Origin of the sequence: Mannheimia haemolytica, assembly GCA_900638155.1 — a bacterium.
Lineage (GTDB): Bacteria > Pseudomonadota > Gammaproteobacteria > Enterobacterales > Pasteurellaceae > Mannheimia > Mannheimia glucosida.
Genome location: LR134495.1, coordinates 1,891,296 through 1,911,295, shown reverse-complemented (window position 1 = coordinate 1,911,295; position 20,000 = coordinate 1,891,296). Strand labels below are relative to the sequence as shown.

19 protein-coding genes are annotated in these 20,000 nt (G+C 41.6%); 8 read left to right on the top strand and 11 right to left on the bottom strand.

From position 1 onward, the window contains the following. The first annotated feature begins 359 nt into the window (after positions 1 to 359). The 4 genes from EL242_RS09380 (at position 360) to EL242_RS09365 (ending at position 4,409) form a co-directional block, all read left to right on the top strand. On the top strand, positions 360 to 1,496 hold the full coding sequence (locus EL242_RS09380; RefSeq protein WP_126302374.1) for an IS1595 family transposase: 1,137 nt from the start codon (positions 360 to 362) through the stop codon (positions 1,494 to 1,496). Between the two features lie 320 nt (positions 1,497 to 1,816). Continuing rightward, positions 1,817 to 2,530, top strand: a complete 714-nt coding sequence (locus EL242_RS09375) for a ribonuclease T2 family protein (RefSeq protein ID WP_126302373.1) — start codon at positions 1,817 to 1,819, stop codon at positions 2,528 to 2,530. Next, positions 2,530 to 3,024, top strand: coding sequence for a SprT family zinc-dependent metalloprotease (locus tag EL242_RS09370; protein ID WP_126302372.1), 495 nt, complete (start codon positions 2,530 to 2,532; stop codon positions 3,022 to 3,024). The genes EL242_RS09375 and EL242_RS09370 overlap by 1 nt, the downstream gene beginning before the upstream one ends. A gap of 104 nt (positions 3,025 to 3,128) precedes the next feature. Further along, the gene (locus EL242_RS09365) at positions 3,129 to 4,409 is read left to right on the top strand and encodes an NAD(P)/FAD-dependent oxidoreductase (protein WP_126302371.1); all 1,281 of its coding nucleotides are present in this window, start codon (positions 3,129 to 3,131) and stop codon (positions 4,407 to 4,409) included. 86 nt (positions 4,410 to 4,495) lie between these two features. Here EL242_RS09365 and EL242_RS09360 read toward each other — a convergent pair whose 3' ends face one another. Beyond that, positions 4,496 to 5,533 (bottom strand): ABC transporter substrate-binding protein, encoded by a 1,038-nt coding sequence (locus tag EL242_RS09360; protein ID WP_126302370.1) that lies wholly within the window; start codon positions 5,531 to 5,533, stop codon positions 4,496 to 4,498. 221 nt (positions 5,534 to 5,754) lie between these two features. Here EL242_RS09360 and EL242_RS09355 point away from each other — a divergent pair, with 221 nt between their 5' ends. Beyond that, entirely contained in the window at positions 5,755 to 6,453 is a 699-nt protein-coding gene (locus EL242_RS09355; protein ID WP_126302369.1) for an AzlC family ABC transporter permease, read from the top strand. After that, positions 6,440 to 6,766 carry an AzlD domain-containing protein gene (locus tag EL242_RS09350; protein WP_172595358.1) on the top strand — a complete coding sequence of 109 codons (327 nt, stop codon included), beginning with the start codon at positions 6,440 to 6,442 and terminating at the stop codon, positions 6,764 to 6,766. Before EL242_RS09355 ends, EL242_RS09350 begins: the two co-directional genes overlap by 14 nt. Before the next feature lie 76 nt (positions 6,767 to 6,842). Here EL242_RS09350 and EL242_RS09345 read toward each other — a convergent pair whose 3' ends face one another. From EL242_RS09345 to yajC, 4 genes are all read right to left on the bottom strand, one after another. Then, positions 6,843 to 8,144 (bottom strand): NCS2 family permease, encoded by a 1,302-nt coding sequence (locus EL242_RS09345; RefSeq protein WP_126302368.1) that lies wholly within the window; start codon positions 8,142 to 8,144, stop codon positions 6,843 to 6,845. A gap of 145 nt (positions 8,145 to 8,289) precedes the next feature. After that, entirely contained in the window at positions 8,290 to 9,264 is a 975-nt protein-coding gene (gene secF, locus EL242_RS09340) for a protein translocase subunit SecF (protein ID WP_126302367.1), read from the bottom strand. Between the two features lie 9 nt (positions 9,265 to 9,273). Next, positions 9,274 to 11,115, bottom strand: coding sequence for a protein translocase subunit SecD (gene secD, locus EL242_RS09335; RefSeq protein WP_126302366.1), 1,842 nt, complete (start codon positions 11,113 to 11,115; stop codon positions 9,274 to 9,276). 39 nt (positions 11,116 to 11,154) lie between these two features. Beyond that, the gene (yajC, locus tag EL242_RS09330) at positions 11,155 to 11,448 is read right to left on the bottom strand and encodes a preprotein translocase subunit YajC (protein WP_126302365.1); all 294 of its coding nucleotides are present in this window, start codon (positions 11,446 to 11,448) and stop codon (positions 11,155 to 11,157) included. A 200-nt stretch (positions 11,449 to 11,648) separates the two neighbouring features. On the opposite strand from yajC, the gene EL242_RS09325 reads away from it, so the two are divergent. Then, positions 11,649 to 12,206, top strand: coding sequence for a YtfJ family protein (locus EL242_RS09325; protein WP_126302364.1), 558 nt, complete (start codon positions 11,649 to 11,651; stop codon positions 12,204 to 12,206). Between the two features lie 40 nt (positions 12,207 to 12,246). Here the strand turns inward: EL242_RS09325 and EL242_RS09320 are convergent, their stop codons facing one another. The 3 genes from EL242_RS09320 to galT form a co-directional block, all read right to left on the bottom strand. Continuing rightward, a complete protein-coding gene (locus tag EL242_RS09320) occupies positions 12,247 to 13,215 on the bottom strand; it encodes a galactose-1-epimerase (protein WP_126302363.1) in 969 nt (322 codons plus the stop codon). Between the two features lie 129 nt (positions 13,216 to 13,344). Beyond that, positions 13,345 to 14,499: a galactokinase gene (gene galK, locus EL242_RS09315; protein WP_126302362.1), complete on the bottom strand. Its 1,155-nt coding sequence runs from the start codon at positions 14,497 to 14,499 to the stop codon at positions 13,345 to 13,347. Between the two features lie 9 nt (positions 14,500 to 14,508). Next, on the bottom strand, positions 14,509 to 15,555 hold the full coding sequence (gene galT / locus EL242_RS09310) for a galactose-1-phosphate uridylyltransferase (RefSeq protein WP_126302361.1): 1,047 nt from the start codon (positions 15,553 to 15,555) through the stop codon (positions 14,509 to 14,511). A gap of 212 nt (positions 15,556 to 15,767) precedes the next feature. On the opposite strand from galT, the gene EL242_RS09305 reads away from it, so the two are divergent. Next, a complete protein-coding gene (locus EL242_RS09305) occupies positions 15,768 to 16,619 on the top strand; it encodes a DUF817 domain-containing protein (protein ID WP_126302360.1) in 852 nt (283 codons plus the stop codon). A gap of 85 nt (positions 16,620 to 16,704) precedes the next feature. On the opposite strand, the gene EL242_RS09300 is transcribed toward EL242_RS09305, so the two are convergent. The 3 genes from EL242_RS09300 to prfB all read right to left on the bottom strand — a co-directional run bounded on the left by EL242_RS09300 (position 16,705) and on the right by prfB (position 19,997). Further along, complete coding sequence (locus EL242_RS09300; RefSeq protein WP_126302359.1) at positions 16,705 to 17,790, bottom strand: metallophosphoesterase; 1,086 nt, start codon at positions 17,788 to 17,790, stop codon at positions 16,705 to 16,707. Positions 17,791 to 17,815: 25 nt separating this feature from the next. Continuing rightward, positions 17,816 to 18,796, bottom strand: a complete 981-nt coding sequence (locus EL242_RS09295) for an AEC family transporter (RefSeq protein WP_126302358.1) — start codon at positions 18,794 to 18,796, stop codon at positions 17,816 to 17,818. 102 nt (positions 18,797 to 18,898) lie between these two features. Continuing rightward, positions 18,899 to 19,997, bottom strand: a protein-coding gene (gene prfB / locus EL242_RS09290) for a peptide chain release factor 2 (protein WP_126302357.1) whose coding sequence is annotated in 2 segments (ribosomal slippage) — positions 18,899 to 19,921 and positions 19,923 to 19,997 — 1,098 coding nt in all. Because the reading frame shifts where the segments join, the coding sequence is not laid out codon by codon here. Positions 19,998 to 20,000: the final 3 nt, after the last annotated feature.

Below are 20,000 nucleotides of genomic sequence, written 5' to 3'. Positions count from 1 at the left end.
AAATAACTTGTCCTCACAAAGGCAACCTAAATAGGTTGCTTTTTTCTTGCACCCAATTTATTCTACGATTACCAAATCTTCTTTTATCTTGAAGATAAATAATTTGCTAGAACACCATTTGTTTATCTGTATGCTCCTTTAAGTAGCATATTTGCTGTAATTACACAGCATAGTGGCTTATTAAAGTCACACTGTGCCTGATATTGATTATTAAGGTTATTAATAGCGCCATTCCTGTGGCGTGTAGTACGGTATTCGAAGCAATTAAAAAAACGCTTTGAGCCGACCTGAAATTCAGGTGGGCAATTTTTTATGTCTAGTGTTTAGCTTTGAGTACCTTGTACACACAAGGAATACTTATGGCGCAGCATTATCTGCTTTCAAGCAAATCTAAAAATTTAAATCTCAAACAAATCTTTCGTTTAAGCGAAGACGAAGCCTTTCAACTTTTAAAAACCAACCGCTGGGGAAATTCTAACGATATTACGGACGTAGTATGTCCACATTGCGGAATCCGCCACAATGCTTATTTTCTTCAATCTCGCAAACGTTGGTGTTGCAAACATTGCCAACGCCACTTCTATATTACGACTAATACAGCATTTGCTTTTCATAAATTACCGTTTGTTGATATTCTAGCGGCAATTCTACTCTTTGCGAATGAAGTCAAAGGCATTTCAGCTATCAGCCTTAGCAGACATTTAAACATCAACTATAAAACTGCTTTCGTACTTTGTCATAAACTGCGTGAAGCCCTATTCAAAACTCGTGATTTAACGCCATTGCAAGGGGAAATTCACGAAGACGGTGCGTGGATTAATTTCAAATTACGTCCAACTAACTTCGCTAAAAACGCCCATAAACAGAAACAAAAAGCCGATAAAAAAGGACGGAAATTTCCAAAATTCAGACCGACTAAACGTTGTATCATTAGCTTAAATCAACGTGCTTCTAATGATGAAAATCTATGGGGTTCAAATAGAACCATCGTGGCAATGGACTACACTGAAAATGCCAAGACCGTTTTGGCGTTAAATCATCAATTCGTGAAACAAGGCAGCGATATTATGTGTGATGAAAATGCAGCCTATGAAGGTTTGGATTTCCATTACACTCGCTGGAGTGTGAATCATAAAGAATGTTACAGTGCAAAAGGCATCAACAACAATTTAGCAGAGTCCTTTAACGCTCGTTTCCGTGATTTACATCGTGGTGTACATCACAAATGCGATAACAAGTATGCCTTACATTACGCCAATCAAGCAGCGTTCATGTCAGATAACCGCCAAAAATCTAATGGCGACCTATTCAGTGACATTCTCAAACGTTGCTTATGGGTATTGCCATTAAGGGAATGGGTGGGCTATTGGCAAGGTAATCATCGCTCGCAAGAGCTAATTGGAATGACAGCTTTCAGTCCCGAAGAAATTTCCCAAGCTTACTTTAAAAACCTCAACGAACGAATGAGATACGAGCAAGAACTGTTGGCTGCTTAGTTTTTTAACTGCAAAACTAACTGAAAGTTAAGTGCAGGGAAATCAGCTTACCTTTGATAAGGTTGAGCGGATTGGCTTCGTCTGCGGTAAGGAAATTTTATGTAATACGTGGAGAAATCAGCTAAAATGAGATAAAAGAAATGCCCTTAACTCTATTTTGGGAGCTAAGGACATCAGAAACTTTACTGCGGTTAAGATTAAATCTCGGGTTTTGTGCAACTGCTACATAATACCGGAAAATTTTGCAAAAAAACGCTAAAATATGCCCGCTTGTTAGGGGCGTTTGACCTAATATTTCTATACTTTAAGATTTTATATTTATGAACCAGAAAAAATTAGTTTCTTTGATTGTCATTGTTGTGTTGGCAATCATTTCTCAAATTTTTAGCTTTTTTGATAAAAAAGAGCCTTCAAAAGCACAGGAAAAATCTACCCGAAGTAGCCAGACTCATCAAGTTTCAACTTCATCATTGGGTAACTATGATGTGCAGATGAAAAACGACCGTTTGAAACAGCATATTGTAGATACCGATTATTACACCTTAGCGTTGTCGTGGTCGCCTGCGTTTTGCCAAAAACAAAAGCGAAATAATCACGGTAAAATTCCGTCTCATTTGGAATATCAATGTGGTGGCTCAGCAGATTTTGGTTGGGTTATTCATGGCTTATGGCCGCAAAGTGGCAAGGCAAGAAGTGTTGATGAACACCCTCGTTATTGCCAAGGCGATTTGCCGATGGTGGCAGAGCAGACGATTAAGCAATATTTAGCTGAATCGCCGGGGGCAACTTTGTTGCAAGGCGAATGGGAAAAACACGGTGCTTGTGCCTTTAACCAAGCGAATGATTACTTCGCCAAACAAAAAGAGCTATTTAATCAGCTCAAATTACCGGATACCGAAATGTCTAAATTAGCACTTTTTAACTGGATGCGAGCGAATAACCCTCATTTGCAAAACATCTATTTAGGTGGCGGCAAAGATGAGCTGTATATTTGCTATGATAAGGCATTTCAACCGATGGACTGCCCACGTTAATGGCAGATCTTCGCCAACTGAAAATGCAGGTTCAACGCCAATTAAAGCGTGATCTTGAACGTGCAAATCACTATTTTAATACCACTTTTACGCCACCAACCATTAGCTATGCGATGCGTGGTGTAAAAGCCGGTGTTGCTTATCTTGAACGCAACGAAGTGCGGTTTAACCCTGTGTTATTGCAAGAGAATGAACAGGCATTTATCCGCCAAGTTGTGCCGCACGAATTGGCTCATATCTTGGTTTATCAACACTTTGGGCGGGTACAATCTCACGGTAAAGAGTGGAAAATGATGATGGAAACTGTACTGGGTGTACCGGCGGAAATTTACCATTGTTTTGATACCCAAAGTGTGCAGCAGCAATTTAGTTACCAATGTGCCTGCCAGACTCACCAGCTTTCCATTCGCCGACATAATGCCGTGATGCGAGATAAAAAAAGCTATATTTGCCGCTTATGTAAAACCCCGCTCCACTTTGTAGAGAACAGTTAAGGTGGATAAAAGTTAAGAGAATGTTATGATTTAGCTAGACATTCCCATTTAAACGCCTACAATTTGCCGTAGTTTTTATTTTTAATTTTATTTCCGGAGTATTTATGGAAACAATTGTAATTGTAGGTGGCGGTGCAGGCGGTTTGGAGCTTGCAACCTATCTGGGCAACAAATTAGGGCGTAAGCAAAAGGCAAAAGTGGTGCTGATTGACCGCAATGCAACGCATTTATGGAAACCACTGTTGCACGAGGTGGCAACTGGTACTATTGATGAGGGAACTGATGCGTTAAGCTATCGGGCTCACGCTAAAAATCATAGTTTTGAATTTCAGCAAGGTACGCTGGTGGCGGTAGATAGAGAGAAGAAAACGGTTTCACTCGCTCCGATTTATAATGATCAAAACCAACTTCTCGTTAAAGAACGCCATATCAGTTATGACAAATTAGTGATCGCGATCGGCAGTAAATCTAACGATTTTGGCACTAAAGGGGTTGCAGAGAATTGCATTTTCTTAGATGGCTCAGAGCAGGCAAAAGATTTCCAAAAACGCATGATGGAGCTGTTTTTACGTTTTTCACATAGTGAAAATAAAGATGTAAAAATTGCGATTGTGGGCGGTGGAGCAACAGGTATTGAGCTTTCAGCCGAGCTTTACCACGTTGTGAAGAATTTAAATTCTTACGGTTTTGGTAAATTAAATCGAGCCAGCTTGAAAGTGACTTTAATTGAGGCTGGCCCTCGTTTAATTCCGGCATTACCGGAGAAAGTGTCGGTTTCTGCTTTCCACGAATTGAAAAAAGCCGGTGTTTCGGTGCGTTTAGGTACGATGATTACCGAAGCTCGTCCAGATGGGCTAATGACCCGTTTAGGTGAGAAAATTGAGGCGGATATTATGGTTTGGGCGGCTGGCGTGAAAGCCCCTGAAATTACCCGTGAATTTGGTTTTGAAACTAACCGCTTGAACCAAATTGAGATTAAAGACACGCTACAAACGACCGTTGATGAGTCGGTGTTTGTCATTGGCGATTGTGCATCATTAATTCAAGATGGCAAGCCAATTCCACCCAGAGCACAAGCAGCCCACCAAATGGCAACCCGATGTGGTAAAAATATTGTGGCATTGATAGAAGGAAAAGAGATGAAGCCGTTTCGATTTAACGATAAAGGCTCACTGCTTTCCTTCTCAAAATTCGGCACGGTGGGCAGCCTAATGGGGAATTTAGTGAGCGGTGATATGTTTATTGAAGGTAAAATTGCCCGCTTGGCTTACCTCTCGCTTTATCGAATGCACCAAGTGGCATTACACGGCTGTGTCAAAACCGGCTTGATTGTGTTGGTAGGGCAAATTAACCGTTTCTTGAGACCAACAATGAAACTACATTAAACAAAAATCCGCATCAAATGATGCGGATTTTTTATGGCAAAATAACAAGCGGTTATTTTCTTGCCTATTTTTGCAAATACTCACGCCTAGTTTGCTAATTTAATTTCCGCCAACCATTTATCAATTAAGCGTTTGCCCTCTTCGCTGGAACCTGCTTTTTGGTAATCAATTTCCACAAAGTCTAACGCATCGGCTTTGGTTGATTGTGGAGCAACTTCGGCATTGATGTTTGTTGGGGTTTGGTAAACACCGTGTTTTTTCCAAGGAATTTCCTGTGCTTCTTTTGAAAGCACCCAATCCATAAAGAGTTTGGCGTTATCTAAATTACGGGCATTTTTGATAATGCTGACACCGCCTAACGCATAGCCCACTTTACCTTCCGGAATAATGGCTTCAATAGGCGCACCTTTTTCTTTTTCAGTGGCATAACTATGTACAAAGCCTACTGTAACTGCGCTTTCACCACGGGCAAGATTGCTGGTGACTAGGGTGCTTTTCACATATTGTGAGACGTTATTGTTGAGTTTTTTCAGATAATCAAAGGTTTTCTCTTCGCCCCATAAGGTTGAAAGAGTGGTCATAAACGTATAAGTCGTGCCGGAGCTACGAGGGTCAGGTAGTTGTACTTCACCTTTTAAGCGAGGATCTAATAAATCTTCCCATTTTTTCGGTGCCTCAATGCCTAGTTTGGCGAGTTTTTCGGTATTCACGCCTAACCCTAATACAAGCATATAAACGATAGAGGTAAATTTACCTTGTTCACTTTCAACTAAGAATTTAAATTGTGGCAGAATTTCAGCTTGTTTTGGTGAACGGTAGGCTTCCAGTAAGCCTAATTCGCCTGCTTGAAAGTGAGGTTCAATCGTGCCGCCATACCAAATATCTGCCTGAGGGTTCGATGCTTCCGCTTTTACTTTTCCGAAAATTGTACCGGTTCCGCCGTGAATGAATTTAGTTTCGACATTATATTTGTGTGAAAATTGCTTGGTCATTTCTTCACAAACATTATTTTGTACCGAGCAATAAACAGTTAAACGGCCTTCTGCTTGTGCTGTTTGAGCCGATAAGAAAATGCCAGAGGCGATTAAGATCGATTTTAATGAGATTAATTTGAGTACGTTCATCACTTTCCTGAAAACATAAAATAAAAGGTAGTGAAGTCTAGCATTTCAAAGCGCTGGTTGAAAATAGTTAATTGCAATGAAGTAGGGCAATTGTGCCTATTACTTTAATATTTACCAACTATTTGCAAGTTTTAGCAAAAAATAACCGCTTGTAGTAGCTCTTGCTATTTTGTCAAAATTCAGAATAATAAATGCCTTTAGTCTAATGTTAAATTTTAGTTATGGAAAATAGTTGGAAATATGCTCTTAAATTAACCATGCCGATTTTTATGGGCTATTTTGCCGCAGGTGTAGCTTACGGAATGCTTGCCACTAATGCCGGAATGCCTGCGTGGTTTACGATTGTAATGAGTTTTACCGTGGTATCGGGGACGGCACAATATGCAGCGATTCCGTTTTTTGTCTCCGGTGTTGGGGCAGTGTCGGTTTTTTTGAGTACGCTGTTAATGAGCCTACGTTTTAGTTTTTATACCTTAAATATGATGGAGCATAAGCCGATATCCAAAGCGAAAAGTCTGGTTGCTATTGCCGGTTTAACCGATGAAGGCTTTGCGGTGTTATCTTCATTACCGAAAGAGCAAAAGCAAGCATTATTCTTTAAAATCGCTGTGCTATGTGTGGCTTATTGGACATTTTCCACGATTGTCGGTGTGTTGTTAGGCGATTCAGTGGCGAACTATATTCCGCATTTGGATTTTGCTCTGCCTTGTTTGTTTGCAATTTTAGCCTATGAGCAATACAAAAACCAAAAACAATGGAAACCGATTGTGATTGCGTTAATCGGATTTTTACTTGCTCGTCAGATTACCGAAACCAGCGTGTTATTGGTGGCAATTTTAGTAGCGATTGTTATTGTGGCTTTATTACCTCAATCTTCTTCAATCAAACTAGAGAAAGGAGTAGAAAATGAGCACAAATGATATTTTGATAATGTTTGCAGCATTAGTGCTCGGCTCGCAAATTTGTCGTTTTTTGCCGGAATTTTTACCGAAAAAGGTGTTATCTTCGCCCATTTTGCAAAAATTAAACAAAATGTTACCGCTTGTGATTATGCTTTTATTGCTTTTAACGAGCCTAAACTTTCCTAAAAACGGGGAAGGCTTTAACTTAATATTGGCACAAATTCTGGCTTTAATAGGCGTATTAGGTAGCTATGTTTGGCTGAAAAATACCTTTTTAAGCGTAGCGTTGGGGATTTTAGGTGTGAATGTGTTTTTATCTATTTTAAGTTGATTGCAAATTTTAGAGCAAAAATAACCGCTTGTAATTGAACATTACAAGCGGTATTTTTTCTCTTATGTTTTGCAAATTAAATCGCTAAGCCAAAAGCGTAGAAGGTAACTAACATAATCGCAATAATCACTGTGCCTAGGTTTAATTTATTGGCTTCACCTGAAATTAAGCGACCAATCACCAGTGTTGCGAAGCCTAGCATAATACCGGTTACGATGTTAGCGGTTAATACGATAAATACCGCACATACTAAGCCTGCCATTGCACCTACAAAATCGCTGAAATCTAATTTAGAGACATTACTTAGCATTAATAAGCCCACATACATTAATGCCGGTGCGGTAGCATAGCTTGGCACTAAGAATGCAAGAGGTTGGAAGAGCAGCATAAATAAGAAACCGATACCAACCACTACAGCGGTTAAACCGGTTTTACCACCAACGGCTGTACCTGCTGCCGATTCAATATACACTGCCGCTGGTGCTGTACCAAATAAGCCCGATAAAATTGAGCCGAATGAGTCAGAAGTTAGGGCTTTATCGCCATTGATAATTTGTCCGTCTTTATCTAATAAACCGGCTTGCCCTGCAACCGCACGGATAGTACCTGTTGCATCAAAAATAGCGGTCATTACTAACGCAAATACGACAGGTAAAATGGCGGTATTTAATGCTCCCATAATATCAAGATTTAGGAATTGCGAATTTTCACCAAAACTCGGCATTTTGAAAAAGCCTGCGTATTTTACGTTAGGGTCAAAAATTAAGCCTACGATGGTAATCGCAATAATCACCCATAAAATGCTGCCTTTTACTTTCAGTTTTTCTAAGCCGATAATAGCGGCTAAACCGATTAATGACATTAATACCGGAAATGAGGTAAAGTCGCCTAATTTAACCGGAATATCCATACCACTGTTAATGACTAATTTAACGTTAGTCGCGGCAATAATCAGTAAGAATAAACCGATCCCAATACCTGCACCGTGAGCAATGCTGCTTGGTAAGTTACGCAAAATCCAAGTGCGGATACCGGTGGCAGAAATTAAGGTAAACACCACCCCCATTAAGAAAATCGCCCCAAGTGCGACAGGAATAGAAACTTGTTGACCTAACACTAAGCTAAAGGCTGTAAAAGCAGTTAAGGAAATCGCACAACCGATAGCCATTGGTGCATTTGCCCATAAGCCGATTAAGATTGAACCTAAACCTGAAACTAAGCAGGTGGCAATGAACACCGATTCGGCAGGGAAACCGGCTTGGCTTAACATTCCTGGCACAACAATAACCGAATACACCATTGCGAGGAATGTAGTTAAACCTGCAATTACTTCTTGACGAACGTTTGAAGCACGCTCCTCAAATTTAAATAAAGACATAAGAACCTCAAAAAAGAAAAAATGAAAGGGGAAATTTTGGGATTCGGAATTTTACAGAAATTTGGTACAATAAGCAAACGTTTGCGTGGCTTAAAATATAAGGCAAAAAATAAAAGCAGGAATGAATCCTGCTTTTGTATGATGGTTAGTAATCGATGAAAGCGTCTTGATCTGCCCCTTCTTTTTCAACCTTAGGCTGAACCATATGCTCACGCTTTAAGCCAAGCTGTAGTGCTAAGCCAATGGCAATATAAATCGATGAGTAAGTACCGAAGCCGATACCGATTAATAAAGCCAGTGAGAAACTGTGTAAGGTTGGACCACCGAGATAGTATAGAGCTAACACCACAAACAGGGTAGTTACCGAGGTCATTAATGTACGAGAAAGCGTTTGGCTCAAGGAAATATCAATAATTTCAATGGAGCTGGAGCGGCGAACTTTGGAAAAGTTTTCACGTACACGGTCAAACACCACAATCGAGTCATTTAACGAGTAACCGACAACCGATAAAATCGCTGCTACAAAGGTTAAATCGATTTCAATCTGTAAGAACGAGAAAATCCCGATCGTCACTAATACATCGTGAAATAAAGCCACGATACCGCCTACCGCTAACCGCCATTCAAAGCGTGTTCCTACATAAATGAGTAGCATTGCCAGCGTGGCTAAGGTCGCATAAATAGCCCCTTGAGTCAGCTCTTCCCCAACATTTGGGCCGACAAATTCAATGCTTTTGATAATCGCATTTGGATCTAATTTTTGATGGATCATATCCATCACTTTATTTCCAACGCTCATATCGCCTGCACTCGCAGCTAAGCGAATCATCAAGTCTTTTTGACTGCCTGTGGTTTGCACTAACGCATTGCCATAACCGCTGTTTTCAAGTTCTGTACGCAGTTTTGCTAAATCGGCAGGTTGTGAAAATTGAGTTTCAATGACTGTACCGCCGGTGAAATCTAACCCCCAGTTAAAGCCTTTTGTCGCAATAGTAAAAATACACAATGCAGTGACAATCAGCGAAAAAATGAATCCGACATAGCGGTATTTCATAAAGGGGATTAATTTATAAGGCAGTTTAACGTCTGCTACATCTTGTTTTGTATTTTCAATAGCCATTTTTCCACCTTAAATCCAAAGTTTCTTCACACGTTTGCCACCATAAACCCAGTTTACTAACATACGGGTTCCGGTAATTGCGGTAAACATCGAAATAATCACCCCTAACGCAAGGGTGACGGCAAAGCCTTTTACCGGCCCTGTTCCTACACCATAAAGCACAAGAGACGTTAAAATGGTAGTGAGGTTAGAGTCAAAGATACTGGAGAACGCACCGCTATAACCTTCGTGAATAGCTTGCTGAATGGAACGTCCGTTACGTAGCTCTTCTTTGATTCGCTCATAAATTAGCACGTTTGCATCAACCGACATACCCACAGCAAGTACGATACCGGCAATTCCCGGCATAGTCAGTGTTGCTCCAATTAATGACATTAACCCTACAGTTAAAATCATATTGAAGATAAGTGCAAGGGAAGCAAAAATGCCGAACATTTTGTAATACACTAAACAGAACAAAATGGTTAGGCCTAAGCCGAGTAAGCCTGCTTCCATACCTTGTTTCACATTATCTGCACCAAGAGAAGCCCCGATAGTACGTTCTTCGACAATCACGATTGGAGCAATTAACGCACCGGAACGTAATAATACGGCAAGGTTTTGAGCTTCAGCTGCAGAGTTAATCCCGGTAATTTGGAATTGATTACCTAAACGGGTTTGAATAGTCGCAACGTTAATTACTTCTTGGTGTTTTTCTAAAATCACTTTGCCGTTAGCATCTTTACGCCCTGAATCTTTAAACTCGGTATAAAGCGTTGCCATCGGTTTTTGGATTGCCATTTTAGTAATTTCACCCATCATTTCGCCACCTTCGGTATCCAGTCGAATACTTACTTGTGGTAAACCACGCTCATCTTTTCCTGCGGTCGCATCAATAATATGTTCACCGCCTAAAGAAGGTTTGCGACGTAGTACCACCGGATTACCATCACGGCTATTTTGTACTTCAGAATCTGCCGGTACGATGCCTTTTGTCGCAGAGGCTAAATTAGCTTCAGTATTGACTAAGCGAAACTCAAGGGTTGCTGTTGCACCTAAAAGCTCTTTGGCACGAGCGGTATCTTGCACACCCGGTAATTCAACTACAATACGGTCTGCACCTTGACGCTGAATGGTCGGTTCAGATACACCCAATTCTTCGACACGTTTACGCAAAATAGAGAGGTTTTGCTCAATTGCCATAGTACGAGATTCAGAAAGTGCTTGTGCCGAAGGCGTTAAAGTCACTTTATTCTCATTGACTAATGCATCAAGTGTTGGGTGAGATCGGCGGACTAAACGCACGGCTTTCTCTGCCGTTTGGTTATCGGCAAATTCAATCTCAGTTGCAAAATTTTCGCCTTTTTTGACCGCTTGATATTGCAATTTTTCTTTACGGAAATCGTTACGTAGGCTGTCTTGCAACGTATCTTGCTGTTTTGCAAGAGCCGTGTTCATATCCACTTCCATTAAAAAGCGGACACCGCCACGCAAGTCTAAGCCACGTTTCATCGGGCTACCACCAATGCCGGTCAGCCAGCTTGGTGTTGCCGGAGCAAGGTTTAATGCCACCGAATAGTTATTGCCTAAGGCTTCCGAGATTTTTTCTTTTGCCGGAAGTTGTTGGTCATCACGCTCTAAACGCACTAAAATCGAGCCATTTTCTAATACGGCAGATTTCGGCTGAATATTCATTGATGAGAGTGTAGATTGCACTTGAGTAAGTGTTTCAGGCGTGGCTTGTTGCCCACGAGTACCGGAAATCTGTACTGACGGGTCTTCGCCATATAAATTTGGAAGGGCATATAAAGCACCAATGGCGATCACGAAGATCACCATTAAATTCTTCCATAGAGGGAAACGGTTTAACACAATAAATCCCCGAATGTTAAAGTTTGATAAGAGGGTTGATTAAAGTGATTTTAATGAACCTTTTGGTAATACCGCAACAACGAAATCACGTTTGATGGTTACTTCGGTAGTGTCATTTAATGCAATCACGATGTTGTCGTTATCAGCAGTCACTTTAGTAATTTTACCGATTAAACCACCGCTGGTTAACACTTCTTCTCCTTTTGCCAGACTTGCAAGTAAATCACGTTGTTGTTTTTGGCGTTTTGCCTGTGGGCGATAAATCATAAAATAAAAAATTGCACCGAAAATAATCAGGATAAAGATCATTTCCATTCCGCCACCTTGTTGCATAAAAACTCCTTAAATGTTTGAGTGGTATAAAAATAAGTGTTATGAAAAACGCTTGCTAAAATACCACAAATTCAATGAATTAACGAGTAGAAAAATTCATCGAATGCTTTTCTTTTAAACAAAAATTTGAGTAGAATCAGCACTTTTAGTGTAGCATTAGGTTACTGGCGTGTTATGCCGCCGACATAATAGGAGAAAAAATGAAAAAATTATTCACTCAAGCGGTTATTTTTGGGGCTTTTTTTGCAAGTTCCGCTTTTGCTCACAATGTGCAATTAAATCAAGCATTACCTGCTGTCTCGGTTGCCAAAGATGGTGAGTTGGTGGTGTCAGCCGAGAAAGTCAGCTATAAAAATTGGCATTCATCATCTTTGGCAGGCAAAGTACGCATTATTCATCATTTTGCTGGTAGAAGCTCGGTGAAAGAAAAGAATGAGGCCTTGATGACAGCAATTAAAAATGCTGGTTTTGATCGTGCCAAATACCAGACTGTGACGATTGTAAATGCTGACGATGCGATTGTTGGCACAGGGGTATTTGTGAAAAACAGCGTAGAAAACGGCAAACTTGACAACCCTCACAGCCAAGTAGTGTTAGACCAGCAAGGCAGTGTGAAAAAAGTGTGGGGCTTAAAAGAGAAAGAGAGCTTTATTGCGGTGTTGGATAAATCAGGTAAAGTACAATTTACCTCTGAGGGCAAACTCTCTGCAAAACAGATTCAAGAAGTGATTGGGTTGGTGAAAACATTAACGCAATAACCAGTGTTTTTATGGGCAGATTTTGTGTCCGCCCATAATTCTAGATAATAAATCGATAACTTATCGTGTGATGATACCCTTCTCCTGCTTTTGTTATCCCTCCAAATTGGAGTAATTCAGGCTGGTTTAGTGAGTTTGGGAAAAACTCAGGTTCTAACGCCACGCCTGCGTAATCGCTATATTCTCCCCCGTTTAAGTCAGGTTGCCCTTTAAGCCAGTTGCCGGTGTAAACTTGCAGGGCAGGCATTGAGGTACGGAACTCCATTTTTAAGTCTTCCACGGCTAAACAAGCGGTCGGATTTTCACTATTTTTTGCAAGAAGAAAGGCGTGATCGTAACCTTTTACTGCTTTTTGGTCCTCATCAGCCAATAAATCTTGCCCGATTTTTTTAGCACAGCGGAAGTCAAAGCCGGTACTGTCCACTTTTTTAAGCGGAGCATTTGGAATCCCGCTTGCATCAACCGGCAGATAGGCTTCTGCATTAATCATCAGCTCGTGATCTAAAATCGTCTCTGAACCTTGCAAATTAAAATAGGCGTGGTTGGTTAAACAAAGCGGGGTATCTTGGTTGGTCGTCGCATCAAAGCTGATTTGAAGCTCATTCTGGGTCAAGCGATACTCCACAAAAGCTTTCACTTCGCCGCCAAATCCTTCCTCGCCATCTGCAAAAACATAACTAAATTTGACCGCTTGTTCGCTTTGGCTTTCAAGTTGCCACACTACTTTATCTGCTCCAAGCTCGCCACCGTGTAGATTATGTTCACCGTTATTTTTAGCGAGTTGATAGGTTTTGCCGTTTAAGCGATATTCCGCATTGGCAATGCGATTAGCGTAACGCCCGATGGTCGCCCCAAAGAAAGCGGTCTGTTTTTGCCAATTTTTTGCAGACGTGGTAACTAATACTTCCCGTTCTTCGTTCGGCATTTTGACAATACACGAAAGCCAAGATGCCCCAACATCAGAAAGAGTAATGCGTAAAAACGCATTTTCAAGGGTGAATAATTTCATAGATTACCTCTTTCCCCCATACGAGCCGTATGGGGTTAGAAAATCTGAGCCACTCTGTGGCTCTCTATTTTTCAGCTCCAGAGGAGCTGGGATAATTTAAACTAGCACGGCTCGTGCTAGGTAAGGAGGCTAGACTTCCCGCACCCCATCGGAGGCAGTACAAACGTGGAAGGTTTCTTTAATGCCGGTTTGCTTTTCGTAATTTTCAGCAACGGCTTGGCGAAGATCTTCCACTTTATCATTTGGTACTAGGCACACAACACAGCCGCCAAAGCCGCCGCCGGTCATTCTGGCTCCGCCGTTTTTGCCGATAGCTTGTTGGGCGATTTCAGCGAGGCAGTCCACTTCAGGGCAGGTAATTTCAAAATCATCACGCATTGAATCGTGAGATTGAGCCATCAACTCACCGAGTTTGACCATATCATTCGCTTTTAAGGCTTCCGCAGCTTCCAGCACTCGCTGATTTTCGCTGATGATATGTTTTGCCCGTTTATACGCCAGATCATTCGCTTCACTAAGTTCTGAAGCTCGTTCAATAAATTGTTCAGGTGTAACATCACGCAATTTTGCTTTGCCGAAGAAGTGGGCGGCAAATTCACACTGTTCACGGCGGCTGTTGTATTCACCGGTAACTAGGTCGTGTTTTACGTTGGAGTTAATAATTGCAATCGAATAGCCTTGTGGCACAGGGGTTGGGGTGATTTCTAAACTACGGCAGTCGATCATCACTAAATGATCTTGTTGCCCGAGAGCGGAGGTGAGTTGATCCATATTGCCACAGTTACAGCCGACAAATTTATTTTCAGCCTCTTGCCCGATTAATGCGATTTGTTGTAAAGAAAGCGGTAAATCGCCGAGTAGTTGAGCGGTTTTACCAATAGAAACTTCCAATGCAGCGGAAGAACTTAAACCTGATGACATCGGCACATCGCTGGTAATGGCTAAATCTGCCCCTTGTTTGAATTCGGGGTGCTTAGCTTGAATAAATTTCACCACGCCACGCACATAATTCGCCCATTTCTGTTCGCTTGTCTCAATCGGCTGGCTTAAATCAAATTCATCTTGTTGGTTGAGATCAACGGCAAATACCCGCCATTTGTGGTCATCACGTTTGGCAAAACTGACTGCTGTGCCGTAATTGATGGCACAGGGCATCACAAATCCATCATTGTAGTCGGTATGTTCGCCGATAATGTTCACTCTACCCGGGGCAAATACCGTGCGTTCTGCTTTATAGCCAAAATGTTGTTCAAATTGTTGCAAAGCGATTTCTTGTGGTTTCATTTAAATTCCTTATTTATCTTTATAGTGTTTGGTATCACTTACTGCATTTAAACGCTCGGCAGCTTGTTCCGGAGTTAAATCACGTTGGCTTTCTGCCATCATTTCATAACCGACCATAAACTTACGCACCGTGGCTGAACGCAAGAGTGGTGGATAGAAGTGGGCGTGTAATTGCCAGTGAGCATTTTCCTTGCCGTTAAATGGAGCGAAGTGAAAGCCCATTGAATATGGGAAACTAATGTTAAACAGATTATCGTAACGGGTGGTAAGCTTTTTCAACGCAAGGGCTAAATCGGCTTTTTCCGTTTCGTTTAAATCAGTAATGGATTTGAACTGTTTAGCTTTTGGCAACAGCAACGTTTCAAACGGCCAAGCCGCCCAGTAAGGCACAACTGCAATCCAATCTTTGGTTTCTGCCACAATTCGCTCTTGTTTGTCTAATTCACGTTGTGCGTAGTCAAGCAACAGTGGCGAGCCATATTGAGCAAAATATGCTGCTTGGCATTCGTCTTCAATCGCAATTTCATTGGGTAGAAAATTACTTGCCCAAATTTGCCCGTGTGGGTGAGGGTTAGAACAGCCCATCATCGAGCCTTTGTTCTCAAAAATTTGCACCCACTGATAACGCTCTTTCAGCTCATTCGCTTGCTCTTGCCAAACTGTTACCACATCAGTAATTTCCTCGATGGAAAGTTGCGGTAAGGTTTTACTATGATCAGGCGAAAAACAGATCACACGGCTTTCGCCTTGTGTATGAGAAATCTGAAACAGCGGATCATCATTCGGTATTGGTGCCGGTGTGTCTGGTAGCAGGGCAGAGAAGTCGTTTTTAAACACAAACGGCTTGGTGTAATTCGGGTTTTGTTCACCGGTAATCCGCTTATTGCCGGGGCAGAGGTAACAACTTGGGTCATAGCTCGGTTTTTCATCTTGCACGATTTCTTCTTGTTGCCCTTGCCACGGGCGTTTTGCCCGATGCGGAGAGACTAAAATCCATTGATTTTTTAATGGATTAAAACGACGATGTGGGTGATCGTTGAGGACAAATTCGCTCATATAAAACTCCTCGAAATTAGTTATGTAAAGAGTATAGCGAAAGTCAGACAAAATGACTGTGACATAGCTCACAAAATAATGATGTCAAGCGGTCAAATTTCAGAAAAATTTTGCAAGTTTTCCTCCATTTTGCGATTTAAGGTAGCTTACGTGGAATTGAATGTGGCTTTTGGTAGAATAGATTAATATGCAAGATATTAAGACAAAAATAGATGGAAAGACTGAATAAATTTGATGCTTGGTTAATGAATCATAAACCTAATGCTAGGTTAAGCAGAGCGAGTCGTTTGTTGACAGAGTTTTGGTTCTTTGGGTTAAAAGAAGCTAGAGCCTGTTTATTTGCGGGGTTATTTTTTATTGCGATGTTTGCGGTGCCAAAAACGGGATTATGGGGCTTACCTCGTTATGATATTTTGCTGATTTTTGCCGTAGTGGTGCAAATCGCAATGGTGAAACTGGGGCTGGAAACGTGGGACGAACTAAAAGCAATAAGCCTATTTCATTTGGTTGGTTTTGTGTTAGAAGTCTTTAAAACATCGAGTCATATTCAATCTTGGGCATATCCGGATTTTGCCTATACTAAATTGTTTAACGTGCCATTATTCACCGGTTTTATGTATGCGGCAGTTGGCTCTTACATTATACAAGCGTGGCGGTTGTTTGATTTGAAAATCCAAAGCCACCCGCCCTACTGGCTAGCCACTTTAACGGCACTGATGATTTACCTGAATTTCTTTACGCATCATTACATTGGGGATTACCGTTGGTATATTGCCGCTTTTGCATTAGGGCTGTATGCACGCACTTTTGTGTTCTTCACCCCTTATGACATTGCACGGAAAATGCCACTGTTGCTTTCTTTCTTCCTGATAGGTTTTTTCATTTGGTTGGCGGAAAATATCGGTACTTTTGCCGGAATTTGGCGCTACCCAAATCAGCTTGGAGCTTGGTCTATGGTGCATATGAGCAAATGGAGTGCTTGGGCGTTATTGGTGATGATGACTTTTACCATCATCGTGCATTTAAAGCATATTAAGCAAACAGTAAAAGTATCGAGAGATTAACAAGCGCTGGGTTTTAGCGAAAATTTTACTCATCAGTTATTTTCGGTGAAATTAGGAGCAAATAATAATTTGCCCCTATATCAAATTATGGATTTTTCCCTTCCACATCAATAATCATCACTTCCGACTGTGAGCCTAACCGCATAGGCACGCCCCAGAATCCGTAGCCAGAGGTGACAAAATAATGCCCGAAGCCGATTTTTTTATAGCCGTAATGTAAGCGATACATCAGTTTGGTAATAATACTTGCAGGGAATACTTGCCCTTTGTGGGCGTGGCCGGACACTTGAATATCAATCGGCAATTTAGCATGTTGCTCAATTTCAGTCGGGCGGTGGTCGAGCAAAATTACGGGTAATTTAGTGTTCACGTTTTGTAAAAGTTGCTCGGCAGAAGGACGGTTTTTGACTAAATCATCATTACGCCCGATAAGCGTAAATTTTCCATTAATTTCGACCGCTTGATCCCATAAAACAGTAATACCGGCATTTTGAATTTCTTGTGCAATGCTGTTTTGTGCCCCGAAGAAATCGTGATTGCCGAGGGTAGCATACACGCCAAGAGGAGCTTTTAATTTGGCTAAATGAGGCTGCATTTTTTCGGCACGATAAGCAGAGACATTATCGTCCATAATATCGCCCGGTAATAAAATCAGATCGACTTTTTGCTGGTTGAAAATCTCTGCCAGTTGGTCAAGTTGTTTCGCACCAAACAGTTTGCCTAAATGCAGATCGCTTGCCATACCAATGCGAAGCGGTTTCTCTAATGGTTTATCCAATTTCACCGAATAATGTACTACTGTTGGGGTATAAGCGTTGTAATAGCCAAGTCCAAGTAAGCCAAAGAATGCAAATGGGTAGGCGATTTTCAGCCAGCGATTGACGGTAGTATTGCCGTTGAATATTTTGTAAATACAAGCGGTGAAAAAACTGATAAAAAATGCAAAAAGTAGTAATACCAAGATGAATGCCATTATTCTAAATAGCGTAAAAGTGCGGGTAAGGTGCAAAATCACGAGGCCGTTCATCACTAAGAAAGTGAGAATGCCAACGGTTTTACGACTTTTTGCAGATAAATTAAATAACCAGCCAACTGTTTTAGTTAAACTGAATAGAAACAGTTGCAATAAGGCAACCGCAATAGCAGTAGTGATGTAGTAACGATATTCCATATTATTCCTTTAATTAATAAATTGGCTAAACCCAGCCGATTTGTCTTAATAAAAATAAACCGATACTGGCACTAAACATTGAGCCAAGCGTGGTAATGCCGATAAGATTTGCGGCTGCTTCGCCATCACCGCCGTAATTTCTGGTCATCGCATAAGTGGCGGCTGCTACAGGGGCAGAGGCTGCTACAAAGACAATGCCAAGTTCCATTGGCGGAAGCTGAAATACAAATTTTCCGAGTAGTAGAAAGAAAACCGGGGCAAAAATCAGCCGAATAGAGGCAGAAAACAGCACAATTTTATTGATGGTGCTTTCAGCCCCTTGGTTAAATTGTTTTAATTGCTTGAAATTAATGCTTGCTCCGGTGCAGATAAGTGCCAGTGGAAGCGTCAGACTTGCCATTAATTTACCGGCAGATTCAAGCGGTTTAGGAATGAGGTGGCTGAGTTTAAAATAGTTAAAAATTAAGCCCGCAATCACCGCTAAAATCAGCGGATTTTTCAAAATTGATAGCATTAATCTGCCAAAATTCACTTTTTTATCACTTAATGACGAGGTAAGTGTAATCACTGCCAGCACATTAAAGGTAATCACTAAGCAAGAAATATAGACGGAGGCGGCAGCTAGAGCTTTATCGCCATAAGCATTAAGAATTAAGGCAATGCCTAAAATTGCCGCATTGGTGCGGAAAGTGCCTTGAGTGAAAATGCAACGGTAACGGCGGTTTTCAATATGTCGAGCCGCCCACCATTCCGCCCATAAATAGATCAAAATCGAACCGCCGACTCCGGTCGAAATCAGGTTGATTTGGCTGGAGAAATCTAACGGGCTTTTTAGCATATTCAAGAAAATCATCGGTGGCAGGGTAAAATTAAACACCACCTTTGATGCCATATTGCAAAAGGTATCGTCAATAAATTTTCGTCTGCGTAGAAAAATACCGAACAGCATTAACAAAATGGTTGGTAAGGTAACGCCAATGCTAAATTGGAGAGAGTCGAAAAGCATAATGTTTGCCTTAAATGATGGCACGAGTGTCTTTTGTTTGTACCGTAGATTATCAATAAAGTACCAGCGTGGACGCTGGCACTATCATCAATGGAAATGAAATTACAATCCTGCTTTTAAGCTTGCTTCGACAAATTTATCCAAATCACCGTCCAGCACTTGTTGGGTGGTGCGATGTTCCACGCCGGTGCGGTGGTCTTTAATGCGTGAGTCGTCCAACACATAAGAACGGATCTGGCTACCCCAACCGATGTCGGATTTATTGTCTTCCATCGCCTGTTTTTCCGCATTTTTCTTGCTCATTTCCAGCTCGTAAAGTTTTGCTTTCAGCTGTTTCATCGCCTGATCTTTATTTTGGTGTTGCGAACGACCGTTCTGACACTGCACCACAATGCCACTCGGCATATGGGTAATTCGCACTGCCGATTCGGTTTTATTGACGTGCTGACCGCCTGCCCCTGATGCTCGATACACATCAATCCGCAAATCCGCAGGGTTGATTTCAATATCAATATCGTCATCAACTTCCGGATAGACGAAAGCGGCGGAGAACGAGGTATGACGACCATTATTGGCATCAAACGGGCTTTTACGCACTAAGCGGTGAATACCCGTTTCGGTTCTGAACCAGCCGTAAGCATAGTCGCCGGAAATTTTCACGGTGGCGGATTTAATCCCTGCCACATCACCGTCTGAGGCCTCCATCAGCTCGGCTTTGAACCCTTTGCTCTCCGCCCAACGCAAATACATACGCAGTAACATTTCTGTCCAGTCCTGAGCTTCCGTTCCACCCGAACCGGCTTGCAAATCCAAATAGCAATCGGCACTGTCGTGTGGGCCGCTGAACATCCGCTTAAATTCTAAATCGGTAAGTTTTTTCTCTAATTCGTCTGCTTCCACTTGGGCTTCATTGAAGGTATCCTGATCTTCTGCTTCCACCGCCAGCTCAATCAACCCTTCAACATCTTCAATCCCTTGCTCTAAGGTTTTAATGGTATTGACAATTTGCTCCAACATAGAGCGTTCTTTGCCCAGTGCTTGTGCTTTCTCCGGCTTGTTCCACACATCGGGTTGCTCCAGTTCGGCATTGACCTCTTCTAAACGTTCGACTTTATGATCAAAGTCAAAGATACCCCCTGATGACCGCTGTACGTTCGCTTAAGTCAGCCAGTTGGTTTTTAATTGGGTTTAATTCAAACATTGT